16 protein-coding genes and 4 pseudogenes are annotated in these 18,152 nt (G+C 57.2%); 2 read left to right on the forward strand and 18 right to left on the reverse strand.

All coding sequences use genetic code 11. The annotated features are described in order from the left end of the window. The 16 genes and pseudogenes from ACUVSA_RS13645 to ACUVSA_RS13720 all read right to left on the reverse strand — a co-directional run. A partial coding sequence (locus ACUVSA_RS13645; RefSeq protein WP_445895233.1) for an NADH-quinone oxidoreductase subunit N occupies positions 1-1,306 on the reverse strand: 1,306 nt, incomplete at its 3' end. 10 nt (positions 1,307-1,316) lie between these two features. Further along, a complete protein-coding gene (locus ACUVSA_RS13650; RefSeq protein WP_445895234.1) occupies positions 1,317-2,885 on the reverse strand; it encodes a complex I subunit 4 family protein in 1,569 nt (522 codons plus the stop codon). 30 nt (positions 2,886-2,915) lie between these two features. Further along, positions 2,916-4,883, reverse strand: a pseudogene (gene nuoL / locus ACUVSA_RS13655) (NADH-quinone oxidoreductase subunit L). Continuing rightward, positions 4,858-5,163 (reverse strand): NADH-quinone oxidoreductase subunit NuoK, encoded by a 306-nt coding sequence (nuoK, locus tag ACUVSA_RS13660; RefSeq protein ID WP_445890553.1) that lies wholly within the window; start codon positions 5,161-5,163, stop codon positions 4,858-4,860. The pseudogene nuoL and the gene nuoK overlap by 26 nt, the downstream one beginning before the upstream one ends. A gap of 228 nt (positions 5,164-5,391) precedes the next feature. Next, on the reverse strand, positions 5,392-5,910 hold the full coding sequence (locus tag ACUVSA_RS13665) for an NADH-quinone oxidoreductase subunit J family protein (RefSeq protein WP_445895235.1): 519 nt from the start codon (positions 5,908-5,910) through the stop codon (positions 5,392-5,394). A gap of 20 nt (positions 5,911-5,930) precedes the next feature. Next, positions 5,931-6,332, reverse strand: a complete 402-nt coding sequence (locus tag ACUVSA_RS13670; RefSeq protein WP_445895236.1) for a NuoI/complex I 23 kDa subunit family protein — start codon at positions 6,330-6,332, stop codon at positions 5,931-5,933. 21 nt (positions 6,333-6,353) lie between these two features. After that, positions 6,354-7,384, reverse strand: a pseudogene (gene nuoH / locus ACUVSA_RS13675) (NADH-quinone oxidoreductase subunit NuoH). A 13-nt stretch (positions 7,385-7,397) separates the two neighbouring features. Further along, positions 7,398-9,116, reverse strand: a complete 1,719-nt coding sequence (locus ACUVSA_RS13680; protein ID WP_445895237.1) for a molybdopterin oxidoreductase family protein — start codon at positions 9,114-9,116, stop codon at positions 7,398-7,400. A gap of 25 nt (positions 9,117-9,141) precedes the next feature. Beyond that, a pseudogene (locus tag ACUVSA_RS13685) lies at positions 9,142-9,840 on the reverse strand (4Fe-4S dicluster domain-containing protein); the annotation flags it as partial. Then, positions 9,767-10,093, reverse strand: a complete 327-nt coding sequence (locus ACUVSA_RS13690; protein ID WP_445895238.1) for a 2Fe-2S iron-sulfur cluster-binding protein — start codon at positions 10,091-10,093, stop codon at positions 9,767-9,769. The pseudogene ACUVSA_RS13685 and the gene ACUVSA_RS13690, both read right to left, overlap by 74 nt. A 2-nt stretch (positions 10,094-10,095) precedes the next feature. After that, positions 10,096-11,258 (reverse strand): annotated as a pseudogene (gene nuoD / locus ACUVSA_RS13695) (NADH dehydrogenase (quinone) subunit D). Between the two features lie 9 nt (positions 11,259-11,267). Further along, on the reverse strand, positions 11,268-11,750 hold the full coding sequence (locus ACUVSA_RS13700) for an NADH-quinone oxidoreductase subunit C (protein WP_445895239.1): 483 nt from the start codon (positions 11,748-11,750) through the stop codon (positions 11,268-11,270). Next, positions 11,747-12,283 (reverse strand): NADH-quinone oxidoreductase subunit B, encoded by a 537-nt coding sequence (locus ACUVSA_RS13705; RefSeq protein WP_445890546.1) that lies wholly within the window; start codon positions 12,281-12,283, stop codon positions 11,747-11,749. Before ACUVSA_RS13705 ends, ACUVSA_RS13700 begins: the two co-directional genes overlap by 4 nt. After that, a complete protein-coding gene (locus tag ACUVSA_RS13710) occupies positions 12,274-12,630 on the reverse strand; it encodes an NADH-quinone oxidoreductase subunit A (protein WP_445890545.1) in 357 nt (118 codons plus the stop codon). The genes ACUVSA_RS13705 and ACUVSA_RS13710 overlap by 10 nt, the downstream gene beginning before the upstream one ends. 51 nt (positions 12,631-12,681) lie before the next feature. Further along, positions 12,682-12,993, reverse strand: coding sequence for an NADH-ubiquinone oxidoreductase-F iron-sulfur binding region domain-containing protein (locus ACUVSA_RS13715; RefSeq protein WP_445895240.1), 312 nt, complete (start codon positions 12,991-12,993; stop codon positions 12,682-12,684). Continuing rightward, positions 12,981-14,471 (reverse strand): NAD(P)H-dependent oxidoreductase subunit E, encoded by a 1,491-nt coding sequence (locus ACUVSA_RS13720; RefSeq protein WP_445895241.1) that lies wholly within the window; start codon positions 14,469-14,471, stop codon positions 12,981-12,983. The genes ACUVSA_RS13715 and ACUVSA_RS13720 overlap by 13 nt, the downstream gene beginning before the upstream one ends. Positions 14,472-14,780: 309 nt before the next feature. On the opposite strand from ACUVSA_RS13720, the gene ACUVSA_RS13725 reads away from it, so the two are divergent. Continuing rightward, positions 14,781-15,344, forward strand: coding sequence for an NUDIX hydrolase (locus tag ACUVSA_RS13725; RefSeq protein WP_445890543.1), 564 nt, complete (start codon positions 14,781-14,783; stop codon positions 15,342-15,344). A gap of 317 nt (positions 15,345-15,661) precedes the next feature. After that, entirely contained in the window at positions 15,662-16,132 is a 471-nt protein-coding gene (locus ACUVSA_RS13730) for a GreA/GreB family elongation factor (RefSeq protein ID WP_445890542.1), read from the forward strand. 24 nt (positions 16,133-16,156) lie between these two features. Here ACUVSA_RS13730 and ACUVSA_RS13735 read toward each other — a convergent pair whose 3' ends face one another. Continuing rightward, the gene (locus tag ACUVSA_RS13735) at positions 16,157-17,614 is read right to left on the reverse strand and encodes an RtcB family protein (RefSeq protein ID WP_445895242.1); all 1,458 of its coding nucleotides are present in this window, start codon (positions 17,612-17,614) and stop codon (positions 16,157-16,159) included. A gap of 46 nt (positions 17,615-17,660) precedes the next feature. Further along, positions 17,661-18,083: an archease gene (locus tag ACUVSA_RS13740; RefSeq protein ID WP_445890540.1), complete on the reverse strand. Its 423-nt coding sequence runs from the start codon at positions 18,081-18,083 to the stop codon at positions 17,661-17,663. Positions 18,084-18,152: the final 69 nt, after the last annotated feature.

Here is an 18,152-nt window from a genome sequence, read left to right on the forward strand (position 1 = left end):
CAGGCCTGTAGATGGTCACCACAACGCGCAGGTAATAATAGGCGGCCATCACTGAATTGATCACAGCCACAATGACCAACCATGTATAACCGGATTGCACGGCCGCGGAAAAGACCATGAATTTACCTACAAACCCCGCTGTCGGCGGAATCCCGGCCAGGGAAAAGAGAAAAAGGGCCATGCACGCCGCCAGAAAAGGTGACCGCCCGCCCAAACCTCGAAAGTCTTCCAATCGCTCGCCACTTTCTTGCCGATTTTGCACCGTCACCATGACACCGAAAGCCCCCACGTTCATGACCGTGTAGGCCAAAAGATAGACGAGAAGAGCGGTCAAGGCTTCTTGAGAATTAGCCACCACGGCGATGAACAAGTACCCTGCATGGGCGATGCTGGAAAAGGCCAACATGCGCTTGACGCTGTCTTGAGCCAGGGCCATGAGATTGCCCACGGTCATAGTGATGGCCGCCAGAGCCCAAAGGAACATGGTCCAGTGGGGATGCACCGAGGGCAGAGCCACCCAAAAAGAGCGCACCAGCGCACCAAAGACCGCCGCTTTCACACCCACCGCCATATAAGCCGTCACAGGCGTCGGCGCCCCTTCGTACACGTCGGGAGTCCACAGATGAAAGGGAACGAGGGCCAATTTAAAGGCAAAACCCACCAACACCAAGGCGGATCCCAAAATGAGGTAAGGATTAAAGACCGTCTGCCCCTTGCCCAAATACGCCGCCATGGCGTTCATGGAAAGAGAGCCCGTGGCCCCATAAAGAAAAGTCAGTCCGTAGAGCAGAAAGCCGGAGGCAAACCCACCCAGGAGCACGTACTTGACGGCAGCTTCGTTGGTGCGTTTCTCATGGCGCGCGAGACCGACCAAGATGTAGATGGCAATGGAAAAGATTTCCAGCCCCAAAAACAGCACCATGAAGTGGGCGGCTTGGACCATGAGGATCATGCCCGTGGTGGCAAACAGCACCAAGGCATAGTATTCGCCGCATTCCAAACCAGTGCGCCGCAGTTGGTCCAGGGAAAGAAAAATGACCAACGGGGACCCCAACAGCAACACGCCGCTCAAAAACACACTCAACCGGTCCCACACCACCATCCCCTGAAAATAGGTGGACCCGGCAGGATCCAGGCGCAGCAGGCCAAGGGCCAAAAGGGTGCCCGTGACCGCCACGGCCCCCAGTCGTCCCTTACGCCCCAAAGGGGAAAAGGCATCCAGAAGCAGCACAAGGATGCCCGTCACGGAAAGAATCAGGGCAGGAAAGATCCCTTCACATTCATGAAGAAGCGTTACCACCGACATGAACCATGCCTCACTTTCCTTTGATGTGTTCCCATGCCGCGCAGGCCGTCACCCACACACCGGGTCGCCCTTGAGCTGTCTGGACCCGTTCCTGCACCTTGTGCAACACATGGGAGACGGCGGGCTCCGATTTTTCCAAAAAAGTCGTCGGCGCCACGCCGATCCAAACCATCATGGCCACCACAGGCACCAGCACACCGATTTCCCGGGGCACCAGGTCTTGAAGCCGCCTGTTTTCCTCATGGGTCACCGTGCCGAAAAAGACGCGCTGAAACATCCACAACATATACCAGGCCGCCAGAATGACCCCGGTGGCTCCCAACACCGCCCAGACAGGCTTGGCTCGAAAGGTACCCAGCAGAATGAGAAACTCGCCCACAAAGCCGTTCAAACCCGGCAGGCCGATGGAAGCCAACGTCGCGATCATGAAAAAGGCGGTCAAGGCAGGCACCGGCGTGGACAAACCGCCAAAGTCCGAAATCAGGCGCGTGTGCCGCCGCTGATAGAGCATGCCCACAAGAAGGAACAAAGCCCCGGTGCTCAAACCGTGATTGACCATCTGCAGCAGACCGCCTTGTATTCCATGCAGCGTAAAGCTGAACAAACCCAAAATGACGAAACCCAGGTGGCTGACACTGGAAAAGCCGATGAGACGCTTCAAATCCCTTTGCACAAGGCACATGAAGGCCCCGTGGATAATGCCCACGAGAGCCAAGGCCACCATGAGAGGCATGAAAAACACCGATGCTTTGGGGAAAAGCGGCAGATTGAACCGCAAGAACCCGTAAGTGCCCATTTTCAGCAACACGGCCGCCAGCACCACGCTGCCCACCGTCGGCGCTTCCGTGTGGGCGTCAGGAAGCCACGTATGAAAAGGAAACATGGGCACTTTAATGGCAAAAGCCACCCCAAAGGCAAGGAACAACCACAACTGCAGGGAAAAAGGTAAATCTAAGCCGCTCAGCGTGACCCAATCAAAGGAAGACACGCCCGTGGTGCGCGCATGATGGAAATAGAGCACAAGAATGCCCACCAGGATGAACACCGATCCGGCCATGGTGTAAAGAAAGAACTTGACGGCGGCGTAGATCCTGCGGGCGGGATGGCCCCAGATGAGAATGAGCAGGGCCATGGGAATGAGCATCACTTCCCAGAAGACGTAGAAGAGCACCAGGTCCAGGCTGACAAAGACCCCCAGCATGCCCGTTTGCAAGAGCAGAAGGCAGATCAGAAATTCCTTGATTCGATACCGAATATCCGACCAGCAGGCCATGACACAGATGGGACCGAGAAAAGCCGTAAGCATGACCAGGAGCAAACTGATGCCGTCCACACCTAGGTGGTAGGAAATGCCCAAGCCGGGCATCCAGGGAACCTTTTCTTCAAACTGATAAGCCACGTTGCCCGCATCAAATCCCGCATAGAGCCCAAGGGCTAAGGCGAAACCGGCTCCCATGACCGTCAAGGCCGTCCAGCGCTGCACCGGTTCATTGTCCCGATCCACCACAAGGAGCACCAGCACGCCTACCAAAGGAAGAAACACGAGCGTGGAAAGCACAGGAAATGTTGCAGACTCCATCACCCCATCCTTTTATCAAGGCATGTTCCGTCAGAGGGCCATGATGAAAAGAAGCAACAGACATGCGCCCGCCATCACCGACAGGGCGTAGTGGGGAAGCACACCTGTTTGCATGCGGCGCACCAGAGCGCTCAAATGCCGAAACAGGCTTCCAGTTCCGTCCACAGCCCCATCGATGGTTCGCCGATCCACCCCCTGGTGCAGCGTCTCGGCGGCGTATTTGAGGGGCTCAACGATCATGGCCTGATACAACGCATCCACATAGTACTTGTGAAACAGCCATCGGTAAGCTCGAGAAAACCTTTGTGCCATGTACACAGGCCGTTGCGGGTCGGCGATGTAAAATCGATAGGCGATAAAACCGCCCAGCAACGCCACGGCCACAGACAGAGCCATGAAAGCCCCTTCGAGCCACAGCGAAGGGTGCGCCTCGCCATGGTGCCCCAAAAGGCTGGCGGCTTCATGAAAGACAGGTTCCAGGAACCGCCCCAGCAGGCGCCTTCCTTCGATGCCCGGCACCTGTATCCATCCCCCCACCAAGGACAACACGGCGAGAATCATTAAAGGAACGGCCATGGTCTTGGGAGCCTCATGAACATGATGCGCCGCATGCGGATCCATGCGGGATTCGCCGAAAAAGGTCAAAAAGACCAGGCGAAACATGTAAAAGGCTGTCAACCCAGCTCCGCCCAGGGCCAAAATATACAGGCCTACGTGGCCGTTCACGAAGGTTTCAAAGAGAATTTCGTCCTTGCTGAAAAACCCCGCAAAGGGAAAGATGCCCGCGATGGCCAGGATGCCCATCATCCAGGCGGCAAAGGTGACCGGTAGGTAGCGACGTAAGTCGCCCATGCCCTGCATGTCTTGTTCTCCGGACAGGGCATGAATCACGCTGCCGGCACCAAGAAAGAGCAGTGCTTTGAAAAAAGCGTGGGTCACCAGGTGAAAGATGCCGGCCACAAAAGCGCCCACGCCGCAGCCGAGGAACATGTATTCCAGTTGACTGACCGTGGAATAGGCCAGGACTCTCTTGATGTCGTTTTGCACCAACCCGATGGAAGCCGCAAAAACCGCCGTGATAGCGCCCACCGTGGCGACGAAGCCCATGGAAAATGGCGACAGCGCATAGAGCACGCTGCATCGCGCGACCATATACACCCCGGCGGTAACCATGGTGGCCGCATGAATGAGCGCCGAAACAGGGGTCGGACCTTTCATGGCGTCTGGAAGCCAGACATAGAGCGGGATCTGGGCCGATTTTCCCATGGCTCCCACAAACAGCAGCAGCGTGATGCCCACCAGCACCATGTCGCCTGCTGCGTGGTTGGCTACGGCGGCATCAAAGATTTCTCGAAAATTCAACGACCCAAGGGTTCAAAAGGTGAGAAAAATGCCAAGCAAAAAGCCGAAGTCACCGATGCGGCTGACGATAAAGGCTTTCTTTCCGGCATCACTGGCCGATTGCTTTTCGTACCAAAACCCGATGAGCAGGTACGAACACAGTCCCACACCTTCCCAACCCACAAACATGACCAAGAGATTGCCGGCCATAACCAGAAGCAGCATGGCCGAAGCAAAGAGATTCAAGTAAGCAAAGTAGCGCGGATACCCAGGATCGTCATGCATGTAACCAATGGAATAGACATGAATGAGAAACCCCACACCCGTGACCACCAACATCATGACCATGCTGAGAGGATCGATGAGAAATGAAGCATCGACCTGAAACTCCCCCACACGCATCCACGTGTAAAGGACGGGCTCCCAAGACCTCTGGGACGGCGCTTCCTGCAAAAGCCGCCACAAGAGTTGAAGCACCCACACGAACGCTAGCCCCATGGCACCGCACGCTACAAGGCCCACACCCCTCTTGGGCAGGCGTCGTCCCCACAATCCGTTCACTACAAAGCTGGCAAAAGGCAAAGCCGGAATAATCCACGCCGTTTCCATAGGAACCTCTTTTTTGTTGCGATCAGCCTCTGAGAAGCCGAATGTCATCCACAAAAATAGTCTTCCAGTTACGATACAGGGTGACAATAATCGCCAACCCCACGGTCACTTCCGCCGCCGCCACCACCATGACGAAAAAGACGAAGAGCTGGCCGTCCAGGCCTTCCAAAGCCCTGGAAAACCCCACAAAGCTTAAATTGGCGGCATTCAACATGAGCTCGATGGACATGAAAATGACGATAGCATTGCGCCGGGTCAGCACACCCAGCACCCCCAGGGCAAACAACAACGCACTCACAAAAATGTAGTATTCAACAGGAACCGCCATGCCCTACCTTTTCCCCTTTCGAACTTAAATCTAGGACCTCGTCCGAAAATGCCGTTGCCAACAGAGGCTGTCCACGAACAGCTTCAATAGGAACGGCGCAAACCGCGATGCCTTATCGCGCCTTGCGGCGCTCCAACAGCTTCAAGCCGAAAGGACGCGGCCAAACCATTATGGAACAAGCTCCTCAGGCATCCTTGTCGCCCTCCACACGCCTTGATGGATCCTCAGCTATTTGCGTTCCTTTTTGGCCAGCACGATGACGCCCACCACGGCCACCAAGAGCGCAATGGAAGTCACTTCAAAGGGAAGAAAGGCCGAGGTGAAAAGCATTCGGCCCACGGCGCGCACATTGCCTCCCTGGCCGGCCACCCATGATGCGTCTTGGCCCGCCGCAGGCCCCAGCCGCGCCACTGGACTGGTCATGACCGTCAAAACCGCTCCCAGGAAAATCAATAGGAGCGGCACAGCCCAGCTCAGGCGTTTTTTGAAAGAGGAGCGGTCCTCCCCTCGGGGCTTCAAATTGAGCAGCATGATGACGAACAAAAAAAGCACCATGACAGCGCCGGCGTAGACCAGAACCTGCATCAAGGCAATGAATTCCGCCTGTAAAAGCAGATACAGACCGCCCATGGCAAAAAAAGACACAATGAGAAACAGGGCGCTCTTCACAGGGTGCGGATGCAGCACCACGGCGGCGGCGCTCAGCAAAGTGATCAGGGAAAAGGCCACAAACAACACAAGTTCCATGGAACGGTCCTCACCACATCCTAGTCTTGAAGGAGCTTTTCCTTGTCATAGACCAAGGCGGCCTTGTCATATTGCGCCAGTTCGTATTTTCGGTTCAGCATAATGGCCCCCTTAGGACAGGCTTCCTGGCAAAAGCCGCAAAAGATGCGCCGCGCCAGATCCACCACGAACCGGCGCGGCCTTTTCTCGTGCATGGTCTCCCCGGCTTCCGGTTCAATGGCAATGGCTTTGGATGGGCAGACCGTTTCACACAGATGACAGGCCACACACTTGATGAGGCCGTTTTCGTCCCGCAACAGCCTGGGATGTCCCCGAAATCGGTCGGACACTTCCCGCTTCTTTTCCGAATATTCGATGGTGATGGGCTTGCGGAAAAGCTGTTCAAAAGTCTTGGCAAGCCCTTTCACAAGGGGTCCCAGCATGTGTTCTCCTTGAAATCCCTCTCATCCACCCCACACCAACACAAAACATCCCGTCACCACGATGTTGGCCAGAGCCAACGGAAGCAGCACCTTCCACCCGAAGCTCATGAGCTGATCAAAGCGCACACGCGGGTACGTGGCTCGTACCCAGATAAAGAAAAAGACCAAGGCGGCAGTCTTTAGCAGGAACCAGGCCCCTGAAGGGAGCCAGGGCCCTTGCCATCCGCCCAGGTACAAGGTCACCGCCACGGCACTCCCGTGATGATGTGCGCGTATTCGGCCAACTGAAACAAGGTGAATCGCATGGAGCTGTATTCTGTGTGGTAGTCGGCCACCAGTTCGTTTTCGCATTCGATGAGGTCAAAAGGCGTGCGACAGGCTTCAGCAAAAGCAGCGATCAGGAACAGCACAAAACCCAAAGGCTGATAGACCACAAAGGGCAGCCGGCTCTGAGCTTCGACGATTTCCGTGAGCCGCATGGACCCGGCCACCATGAGCACCCCCACGACGGCCATGCCGAGGGCCAGTTCGTAACTGATCATTTGGGCCGTGACGCGAATGCCGCCCAACAGGGAATACCGGTTATCCGAAGCCCAGCCTCCTAGGACCACGCCGTAGATGGAAAGAGAGGAAATGGCCAGGATAAAGAGGACCGCTCCCGGAAGATCAGCAATGACGCCTCGATGCACACTGTGGGCGGTGAGGTCCACGGTATGCCCAAGGACCGTGACGGTTTCGGGAAAGAGTGTGTCGGCAAAAGGAATGGCCACAAAGGGGGTGAGCGCCGCCACGGCCGTCACCCACGGCGCGAGGGAATACAGACGAGGTTCGGAAACGGGAAGATCGATGTCTTCCTAAAAGAAAAGCTTGACGCCATCCGCTAAGGGTTGCAGCAGCCCCCAGGGTCCCACGCGGTTTGGGCCCAGTCGCAGTTGCATGAACCCAAGAACCTTGCGTTCCATGAGCGTTGCATAGGCCACGGCCGTCAACAGGACAAAAAGCACAAGCGCTGTCTTGGCCAGGGTGAGAACACCGTAAACAATCCAATCCATAGTGCGTCGCCTTTCAGTGGGTCTTGGAACTGAGGTTTTCCACACGCACGGGAGTGAGAAGGCCACCGTCGGTGAGACGGCCAAGAGGCAGGTTTTCATAGTGGGTCGCTGCCTGCACCACCCCTTGAGGCACCCGCCGATCGATACCCACCGGAGCTTCCATCGTCCCATGTGGCGTGGACAACAAAACTGTATCTCCGTCGTGAATCCCCAACTTTTCGGCATCCGTGGGACACAGCCACACGCCCCCTTCCGGCTCCAATGTTCTCGCCCCCGTGCCGTAGCGGCCGTAGGTTCCGGACTGAAACAGCGACCGGCTCACCATCAGCAGCAGGGGGTAACTGTCCGAAGGCTGCGGCGGAAATTCCAGCCACGGAATAACGGCGCCCAACGTCGGATCCAGCACGCGGCGCCAGCTTGCCGAACCGTACTTGGCTCGATACATACGGTTCCACCAGTACCCTTCCTCGGGAATCTCGGAAAACGGATACTGGTCATAGTGCGGAAAGACCGCACATATTTCCCGAAATACATCCGCCGCCGAGGCGTAGCTGAAATCCATTCCCAACCGTCGGGAAATCTCCTGATGAATTTTCCAATCATCCCACGGTCCGTCCACGAAGGCGCGGGCCCGCTGCCGCTGCACTCTCAGTTCCCCGCTGGTCCATGTGCCTTCGCTTTCCACCGCCGTTTTGACCGGAAAGACCACATGGGCTCGAGCCGCCGTTTCGTTGAGGAACACTTCCTGGCTCATGACAAAGGCGACGTTTTCCAAGGCTTTTTCCACCACGGGCCGCGCATAGTGCGTGCCCAAAAGGTTGCTGCCCATCAGAAGCAGGGCCTTGGGGGCGTCGGGACCTCCTTCGGCCGCCGCGTGCAGCAGGCGATCCAAAGGCAAACCTGTTTCCTTAGGAATCGAAGCGCCCCAGAACTGCTCCAGCGCCTCAGCCCCGTCCAAAGGCACGTAGCCCGGCAGCCAAAAGGGACTCACGCCCATGTCCGAACAGCCTTGCGTGTTGGCTTTTTCGGCCGTGAGATGCAACCGCAGTTTCTTGCTGAGCACCAACAGCATGTCCGCGACGTAACACATGGACCCGTAGCCGTCTACAAGACCGGCCAGGTCATAGCCCACAATGAGCGACGGTCTTTCCGCGTCCAAAAGGTTTTGGGCCGCGTAGGCCAGGTCGCGGCGCTGCAAACCCGTGGCCTTCTCCACGAGGCTCCACGGCGTGGCGTCCAGCCGTTTTCTCAACACTTCTTCGCGCCGAAAATCGCCCAGCCCACGAAGCCGTGGATCGTTTTGTTCCAGTAGGAACTTGAGGATTCCCAACACGACAAAGCCCGGACTTCCGGGGCGACAAAAAGCGTTCCACTGGGCTGCGGAACGAAATCGAGTCCGTCGCGTGCTGGTGATGAGCAGGTTTCGAAGCCTTTTGTCTTTCTGGGCGGCATTGACCCGCCAGACCAGGGTCGGCATCTCCTTTTTCACATCGGAGCCCACCACCAGAACCGTGTCGGCCTTTTCCAGGTCGTCGTAGGTGCCCAGGGCCAGTTGAAATCCGGAAACACCGCGAATGATTCGAGGCGCGCTCTCCTCTCCGTTGGCGTAAGTCACCTTGGGACGGCCCAACACATCCACCAGCGCTTTCAGCATTCTTTGGTGGTCCAAAGCGGTGGGAGGCGTCCACGTGGGGCGTCCCCAACACCGCTCGGCAAAATTTCTGAAACACATAGTTGCTTTCGTTGCTGGCTCGAGGCGACCCTATGCCAGCAAAGGCCTTTGGACCGAATTGAGCGCGAAGGTGCCGAAGCTGTTCGGCCGCATAATCCAGAGCCTCATTCCAGGACACCGCCACAAGCCGCCCGCCTTTGCGAAGGAGCGGTTCCTTGAGCCGCGTCTCTTCCTGGACAATGTTCAACCCGAACCGACCGCGGGTGCAAAGAATTCCGGCATTGACCGATTTCTCAAAGGAACTGGTGACCCTTTTGAGGCGGCCCTTTTTCGTGTTGAGCACCAGACGGCAACCGCCGCCGCAGTAAGGACAAACCGCCATGTCTTTGTCCAGCTGCCAGGCTCGAGCGCTGTACTTAAAAGTCTTGTCGATAATGGCCCCCACCGGGCACACGGCGATACAGGAACCGCAAAATTCGCAGTCCATGACTGCGCCTCCGGCCGTCACCGCCGTGCGGTAACCTCGGTTGTCGAAATAGAGGGCCGCCGCCCCCACACGATCCCGGCATACGCGGACGCACCGTTCACAATTGACGCACCGGTCGGGATACCGTTCGATGAGGGGTGATTGGCTGTCGTAGCGGGGCGTCAACCGTGCCGCCGTGTAGGGCTGGTCTTGGATTTTTAAATATTGCGTCAGATTTTGCAGTTCACATTCGCCCCCCCTTATCGCAGATCGGACAGTCCAGAGGGTGATTGATGAGCAGCAGTTGCAGAAGCTCACGACGGTAGTGGGCGAGCTGTTCCGATTCCGTGGTCACTTCCATCTTGTCGGTGACGGGCGTCATGCAGGCGGGCACGGGTCGTGGGGGCCCTGGCTTGACCTCCACCACACAGATGCGACACGCCCCGATGGGACTCAACGCCTTATGATAGCACAGCCTGGGAATGTAAATGCCGTGCCTGTCCGCCACGTCCATGATGGTTATGCCCGGTTGGGCTTCCAAGGCTTTGCCGTTGATAGTCACTGTGATCATCGCTATCGATCCACGTCCGCAAGCACGATATCAATGGTGCCGATCAAGGCGATGAGATCCGCGAGAAGCCTGCCTTCAGCCATTTTGCTCAGCACCTGCAAATTGACGAAACTGGGGGTGCGCACCTTCACGCGAAAGGGTCGAGAGGAGCCGTCGTTGACGATGTAAAATCCGAGTTCTCCCTTGGGCGCTCCCGTGTGATGAAACACCTCCCCCTTTGGCGGTCGAATGCCTTCCACCACCAGCAGAAAGTGCTGAATGAGGGATTCGATTTTCGTGTACACGTCCTTTTTGGGGGGATACGCAATGGTGGCATCATTAACGGCAATGTCCCCGGAAGGCAGGCGGTCCAAGGCTTGACACTCTGGCGCATCTCTTCCAGACGCACCAGGTATCGATCGTACGTATCGCCGTTTTCTCCCACGGGAACCACGAAATCGAATTCATCATACCCGCAGTACGGGTCCGCGCGACGCACATCCCAGGCAATGCCGGAACCCCTCGCCACCGGACCGCTCAAGCCGTAGTCCAAGACTTCATCCACCGTCAGAACCCCGACGCCTCGTGTGCGCTTGATCCAGATAGGGTTCTTTGTCAAAAGGGCTTCATAGTCCTTCATCTTTTCGGGAAACGTGCGGCAAAATTCCCGAACGCCCTGCGTCCAACCATCGGGAACATCCCGAGCTACGCCGCCGATGCGAAAATAGCAGGGAAACAGTCGGCCTCCAGCCACGGCTTCAAAGAGATCCATGAGCTGCTCCCGCTCTCGAAACGTGTAAAAGATCGGGGTCATGGCCCCCAGGTCATGGGTATGGGTGGCGAGCCAAAACAGATGGCTGGAAATTCGAGTCATTTCCGCCATAATGACGCGCAGATACCTAGCTCGCGGCGGAACTTCGATGCCCAAAAGCTTTTCCACCGCCAGCACGAATCCCAGATTGTTGGCCGATCCGGCCAGGTAGTCGATCCGGTCGGTCAAGGGCAGGCATTGGTGGTAGGTCTTGGATTCCATCAGCTTCTCGATGCCGCGGTGCAGATACCCAATGTCCGGCGTGCACCGCACGATGACCTCCCCTTCCAATTCCGCCACCACGCGCAACACCCCATGGGTGCTGGGATGCTGAGGCCCCACATTGAGGATCAAGCGCTCGCTCAGCTCACTCATGGTCCAATCCTAGTCCAGATCCCAGTCAGGACCCTCGGTGGAATAGTTTTTTCGCAACGGATGACCTTCCCACGCCTCGGGAAGCAGAATTCTTCGAAGATTCGGATGGCCCGTAAAATGAATGCCAAAGAGGTCATAGCATTCCCGTTCGTGCCAATCCGCGGTGGTCCACAGCACCGTCACCGACGGCACACTGGGGGTATCCGTCTCGACCCATGTCTTGACGCGAAGCAGGGCCTGATGCGCATGGCACCACAGATGATAGACCACTTGAAAGCGCGGCTTTTGGGGATAAAAGTCCACTGCGGTCACGTCGATCAAGTACCGAAAACCCCACCGGTCTCGAAGTTCGGCCATGACCTCGAGCAGATCTTCAGACCGCACGTCCACGGCCCACTGATCCCGAAAGCACGCCCGCCCTTGCACAGCGTGCCCCGGCAACCCCTCCATCACCTCTTCCACATACGTCTTGGACAGCCCTTCACCGCTCACTCCCGCACCTCCCGAGAAGCCTGCGCCGCCGCAGGATCCACCACCACGGGCCCTTGTTTGCGTGTAAGGAAGGGATCCTTAAGAATCTTGTCATGGAGTTTCAAAATGCCGTACAGGAGCGCTTCCGGCCTGGGCGGGCATCCGGGAACGTAAACGTCCACGGGAAGGTACCGGTCGATGCCCTGCACCACGGCGTAGCTTCGAAAGATGCCTCCCGAACAAGCGCAGGCTCCCATGGCGATAACCCATTTGGGCTCCGGCATCTGCTCGTAAATGCGCACCACCGCGGGCACCATCTTCTTGGTGACCGTCCCCGCCACGATCATCAGATCCGCCTGCCTGGGGGACGCCCGAAAGGCCTCCATGCCGAAACGCGCAATGTCAAAGCGATTGGCAGCCGTACAAATCATTTCGATGGCACAACAGGCCAAGCCGAAAGTAGCCGGCCATACGGAGGACTTGCGGGCCCAGTTGACGAACTTTTCCAGGGTGGAGGTGAGAATCCGGCTTCGGATCTGCTGCTCTAATCCCATTCCAAAGCCCCCTTTCGGTACAGATAGACAAGGCCGATCAGGAGAACCACCGTGAAGACAAGCATTTCCACGAATCCAAACCACCCCAGGTCCCGAAAAATCACGCCCCACGGGTAGAGGAACACGGTTTCAATGTCAAAGATGATAAAGATCATGGCCAACACATAGAACTTCACGGGAAAATGGATTTCCAAAGTGCCGATGGGATCCATACCACACTCGTAAGGCAGCATCTTTTCCCGCGTGGCCTTGCGGGTGCCGATGCGCATCGACAGAAAGATGATGGCGCCCACCACAGCCATGGTGATCACAAGATAAAGCAACACCGGAAGATACATCACCGTCATGAACCGGCCTCCTCACACGCCGCGCCCCAACGCCTCATGCGCGACACACCCCTAAAGGGCATTTCTTCTCGACAATGTGGGCAGGTATTCGTCTTTGAGCCTTTCGATGGTGGTGCGGATAAAAAAGATGGGAGACGTGGCCAAGGCACAGTTGGCCGTGGCCGACATGGTCTGGGCCAGGTCGATCATCTTGGGCAGATCGCTTTCCCGCCCTTCCCCTTGCGCGATGCGGCAAAGGGTTTCGTAAAGCACGCGCGTGCCCCGACGGCACGGCGTGCAAAAACCGCAGGATTCATGCTGAAAAAAGTGCATGATATTGCGAACCACATCCACCACACAGGTCTTTTCGTTCATGACCAGCATGGTGCCGGAACCCAAGGCACCGCCCTTTTTTGCATGGACGCGTAGTCCATGACTGTATCCAACTGTTCCGCCGTAAAAAAGCCAAAGGAAGCCCCACCGGTCGGACACATCTTGAAAGGAATCCCGTCCTTCATGCCGCCGCCGTAGACTTCGATGAGTTCTCGCAACGTGAGCCCCAACGGCGCTTCCACGATCTGCGGCGCATTCACATGCCCGCAGATCTGGTAGAGCTTAACACCGGGCGAATCTTCGGTACCAAAGGACCGGTACCAGGCGGCGCCGTTCTTGATAATGGCCGGCACATTGGCCAAGGTTTCCACATTGTTGACCACTGTGGGCATGGCCCATAGTCCTCGAACCCCCGGAAAGGGCGGCTTGACACGCGGATTGCCTCGAAGCCCCTCAATGGATTCGATCAACGCCGTTTCTTCACCGCAGACATAGGCCCCCGCGCCGGATCGAATCTCCACATCAAAGGAAAACGACGTCCCCAAGATGCGTTCCCCAAGAAAACCGCGTTCCCGCGCCTGTTCCACCGCCAGGCGCAGCCGGTGCATGGACAGGGCGTATTCGCCCCGAACGTAAACGAAGCCCTTGCAGGCCCCTATGGCATAACCGGCAATGATCAAACCTTCCAACAGCCGGTGAGGGTTTCCTTCCATGATGTAACGGTCTTTGAAGGTGCCGGGTTCGCCTTCGTCGGCATTGCAGATGATGTACTTTTCCGGCGCCTTCAAAGGCAGCGTAAAGGACCACTTCATTCCCGTGGGAAACCCGGCGCCGCCGCGGCCCCGAAGCCCGGATTCCTTGACCTCTTCCACCACCTGTTCCGGGGTCATTCCCAAAACCACCTTGCGCAAGGCCTCATAGCCTCCGATGGCCAGATAGTCGTCAAGGCTTTCCGGGTTAATGTCCCCAACCCCGTGCAGCAGCAGGGCCCTTCGGTGAATCTCCCAACCCGTGCGCACCCGCCCTCCTGAACCCGGCAAGGTGCGGTAATCCACCACATCGCCGCGCCGATACCGCTCGATGACTTCTTGAATCTTTTCCCGCGTCAGGTTTCCGTACACCACTTCGTTGATCTGCATGGCCGGAGCCACTTCGCACACGCCGAGACATGAAGAAAGCTCAAGGGTGAACAGGCCGTCGGGTGTGGTCTGGCCCTCTGCCACGCCCAGTTCCGCGCACAGCGCTTCCAGCACTGTGTCCTTTCCCAGAATGTGGCAGGCCGGAGATTCACACACGCGAACGATGAACCTTCCTCGAGGTTCCAAAGCCAGCACGGTGTAAAAGGTGGCGATGCCATAAAGGTAACTCAGGTGAACGTCCATTTCGTCGGCAATCCAGGCCAGCACATTGGCCGGAAGCCATTGGCCGCACGCCGCCTGCACCTCGCTCAGCAAAGGAAGTAACGCCCCTTTCGTGCCACGGTACCGATCAAGAATTTCCTGAATTCGGGCAACCTCGAAAGGACTCAAGTTTTTGGAAGGGTTTTGGAAAACCGCTGGACGCCTCATGGAACCCCTACCCGCTTTCTCGATCTTTGGAACTTCCGCACATTGATCATCCGCCGCCATCGCCACGGGAACCGTTAGGGTGCACAACTGTGGGGCACTCTTTGGTCCCTGTCAATGAATTTCTTCACAAGATCTGCCTCCACGTTGTGCGTCGAAGGGACGAAATCATTGGGGCACAAAAAGCTTTCCAAACGGGTGTGGGCTGTTTTAATGAAAGGAGCGCAGAGCGGTCGGCGCGGAAAACCTTGAACGGTGGAGTCTGGTGTTGCCATGGAAGAACGCCTTCGCACATTGGCTAGCATTCATGCGAATCATTTCAGTGCCCATTTGGACGCGGTGCGACTGCGTACGGGAAAAATTACGGAACGGATTCGCATGGAACATCCCGAAGCGGCCGCGGTTTTGGCCTTTGTCGATTCCCATTGCACGCAGGTGCTCATGGTGCGCCAGTGGCGTTACGCCGTCGGTCGAGAAACGTTGGAGATTCCAGCGGGAAAGCTGGATACGGGAGAATCCGCGGAAGACGGCGCTCGGCGCGAACTTTTGGAAGAGACGGGCTATCGGGCTTCCACTCTGGTGCCCATTTTTCGATATCATCCGGCCATCGGGTATTCGGACGAAGTCATCGTCATTTTTGCGGCCTCAGGCCTGAGTCGGGAACGGGCCTGCGGCGATGAGGATGAAATTTCCCGGGTGGAAATTCTTTCGGTGGACCAGGTGAGGCGCGGCATTCACGAAGGCACCATCACGGACGGCAAGACCGTGATCGCTCTTTGTCTTTACGAAAGCTTGAGGGCTTGCGGCGCCTTGGCTTTGTCCCACAGCGCGGGCTGACCTCCGGCCCTGCAGGATGCGCATGATGAAGACCCCAAGGAGCCTGTGCGAAAACACCCTTCGTCCAAGCGGCGTCCGCCGGAATGCTTTATCGCGCCATGCGGCAATCCGACAACATCGAGCCGAAAGCGCATGCTGAAACCCTTCTTAAATGCGCTCCCAAGGAGGCCGTCGAAGAATGCAGATTTTGCTTAAATGCAGCCTTGTGAGTCATTGAAATTACTAGACCTCAAGCTGTAAGAAATGGGGTCTCGGACAGGCTTCTAAGGCACGCGCGCCCCGTTCAAGTTGGGCTAAAAGGACCGGAAAAGAAACTGATGGAAAAGATTCCTATCACACGCCAAGGTTTTCGAAATCTCTACGCCCAGTTGGTTTATCTGCGGCGTGTGGTTCGGCCGCGGGTGCTGGAAGAATTGCAGGAAGCCCGCCTCTATGGCATTAAGATCGACAACCAGCAATACCTTCTGGCTCGTGAACAGCACCGTGTGCTGCAAAAAAAGATCGACGACCTGCAGGCCAAAATCGCCCGTTGTGAAATCGTTGTGGGAGGCAAATTTCTTGCCCGGCGTGTGACCTTCGGCGCTCGCATTGCTGTCATGAACATGGATACGGGCCAGGTCTTTCATTTTCAGATGGTGGGTCCTTTTGAATCCGATGTGTGCAACGGCAAGCTCTCCATCGACTCCCCCGTCGGCCGAGGCCTCATGGGCCGAAACCCCGGAGAAGAAATCACGGTGCTCACCCCCGCCGGCGAACGCACCTACCGCATCCTTCACGTGGACCTGTAAGCCGAGGCCCGGCAGCCGGGCGCTTTACCCTTTTATGACGCCGAGGGGTCTAAGTTTGGCCACGGGGCGGCTGATGCCCGCTTGGGCCACCACGTCCACCACGTCGCTCACGTCTTTGTACGCTTCAGGCATCTCTTCCACGAGCGTGGCCTTGCTGGCGCCCAGCACGAAAACGCCTCGCTCTTCCATTTCTTTGAAAATGCTTCGGCCTTTGGCGCTCTTCACCGCCTGGTGACGGCTGAGCACTCGGCCCGCACCGTGGCATGTGCTGCCAAAGGTGTCCTGCATCGCTCGATCCGTTCCCACCAGCACGTAGCTGTAGCGCCCCATATCCCCGGGAATCAGCACAGGCTGTCCCACGGACCGGTAGGCGGCCGGAACGGCTTCATGCCCCGCCGCAAAGGCTCGTGTGGCTCCTTTGCGGTGCACGCAGAGTTTACGGCGCCGCCCTTGCCACTCGTGTTCCTCGATCTTGGCCATATTGTGGCACACGTCATAGAGGAGGCTCAGCCCTAGACGTTCCGAAGATTGCCCGAAGAACTGTTCAAAGGTTTCCCGCACCCAATGGCTGATCATCTGTCGATTGGCAAAGGCGAAATTGGCCGCCGCACCCATGGCGCCCAAATAGCTTTGGCCTTCCGAAGAGGAAACCGGAGCACAGCACAGCTGTTTATCTGGAAGGTCGATACCATACTTTTGCGTGCTCTTGAGCAGGACGCGGATAAAGTCGTCACACACCTGATGGCCCAGACCTCGAGAACCCGTGTGCACAAAAACCGTCAGTTGTCCTTGAAACAACCCGAAGACCTCCGCCGTCTTATCCTCGTAGATCTCCTCCACAACGCCGATTTCCACAAAATGATTGCCCGATCCCAAGGTGCCGAGCTGGGATCGCCCTCGTTCTCTGGCCTTGGCGGACACCTGGTCAGGATCGGCCCATGAAATGCATCCCCCTTCTTCGATGCGTTCCAGGTCGGCGGCTTCACCGAACCCTATGGAAACCGCCCACTGAGCCCCCTTGAGGAGCACACGGTCCAGTTCGGCTTCACTGAGTCTGAAATCCTTACGGGACGAACCCACGCCCGAGGGAATGTTACGAAACAGAGCCGTGACTAGATCGCGGATCTTTTCCGTACCCAGCTCCCTGGCCTTCAAATGGGTGGTCATGAGGCGCACACCGCAATTGATGTCGTAGCCCACGCCACCCGGAGACACAATACCTTCTTCCATGGAAAAGGCGGCCACACCCCCGATGGGAAAGCCGTAACCCCAGTGAATGTCCGGCATGGCCATGGAATAGCCCACGATGCCCGGCAGACAGGCCACATTGGCCACCTGATCCATGGCCTGATCTTGGCGAATGGCGTGCAGCATTTTTTCGGCCGCATAGATGATGCCGTCCGTGCGCATGGCGCCAGTGCGAGGAATTTTCCAGCGCCAATTGTCTAATTTTTCCAACGAAAGATGATCCTTGGCGCTCATGGCCAAACCTCCGTGCTTGCCTGAGCCCTATGCGCCCAGGCAGGTCTCAAATGTCCAAAATGACTTGGGCCGTCCAGGACCCGTCGCAAAACTCCACGGAAGCTTTGTGGTATGTCACGGCCTTGTAGAGCAGCTTCAGTTCATGGCGCTGCGGATCAAAGACTTCACCGTGCACGTTCGCTTCCAAGCGCCATTGAGGCTCCAACACCACGTCCACTTTCCTGCCCAGAAACCCTTCTACGTCAAAGAGATAGAGCAGTTCGGACAACCAGTGCACCAAAAGCTCATCCAAGGTCTCGGCCTCCACGCGCACATGGCGAACCTGGAAGGCTTCAATGGCCGTCAAAGACACCATGAGGTCGTAGAATCCCAGAGCGGCCTTTTCAAAAACGTGCGCCGGATGCCGCCCATGCACGCGGAGCCCCACATCCGCCGTGTGATCGATGATTTCGTAAAAGCCATGCTCCATGGCTTGACCTCTCCCCCGGTTACGAAAGCCTACCAGCCTTTCAGTCCAAAGGACCATCCGGTCCCTTGA

It is taken from the genome of Desulfosoma sp. (assembly GCF_052743555.1).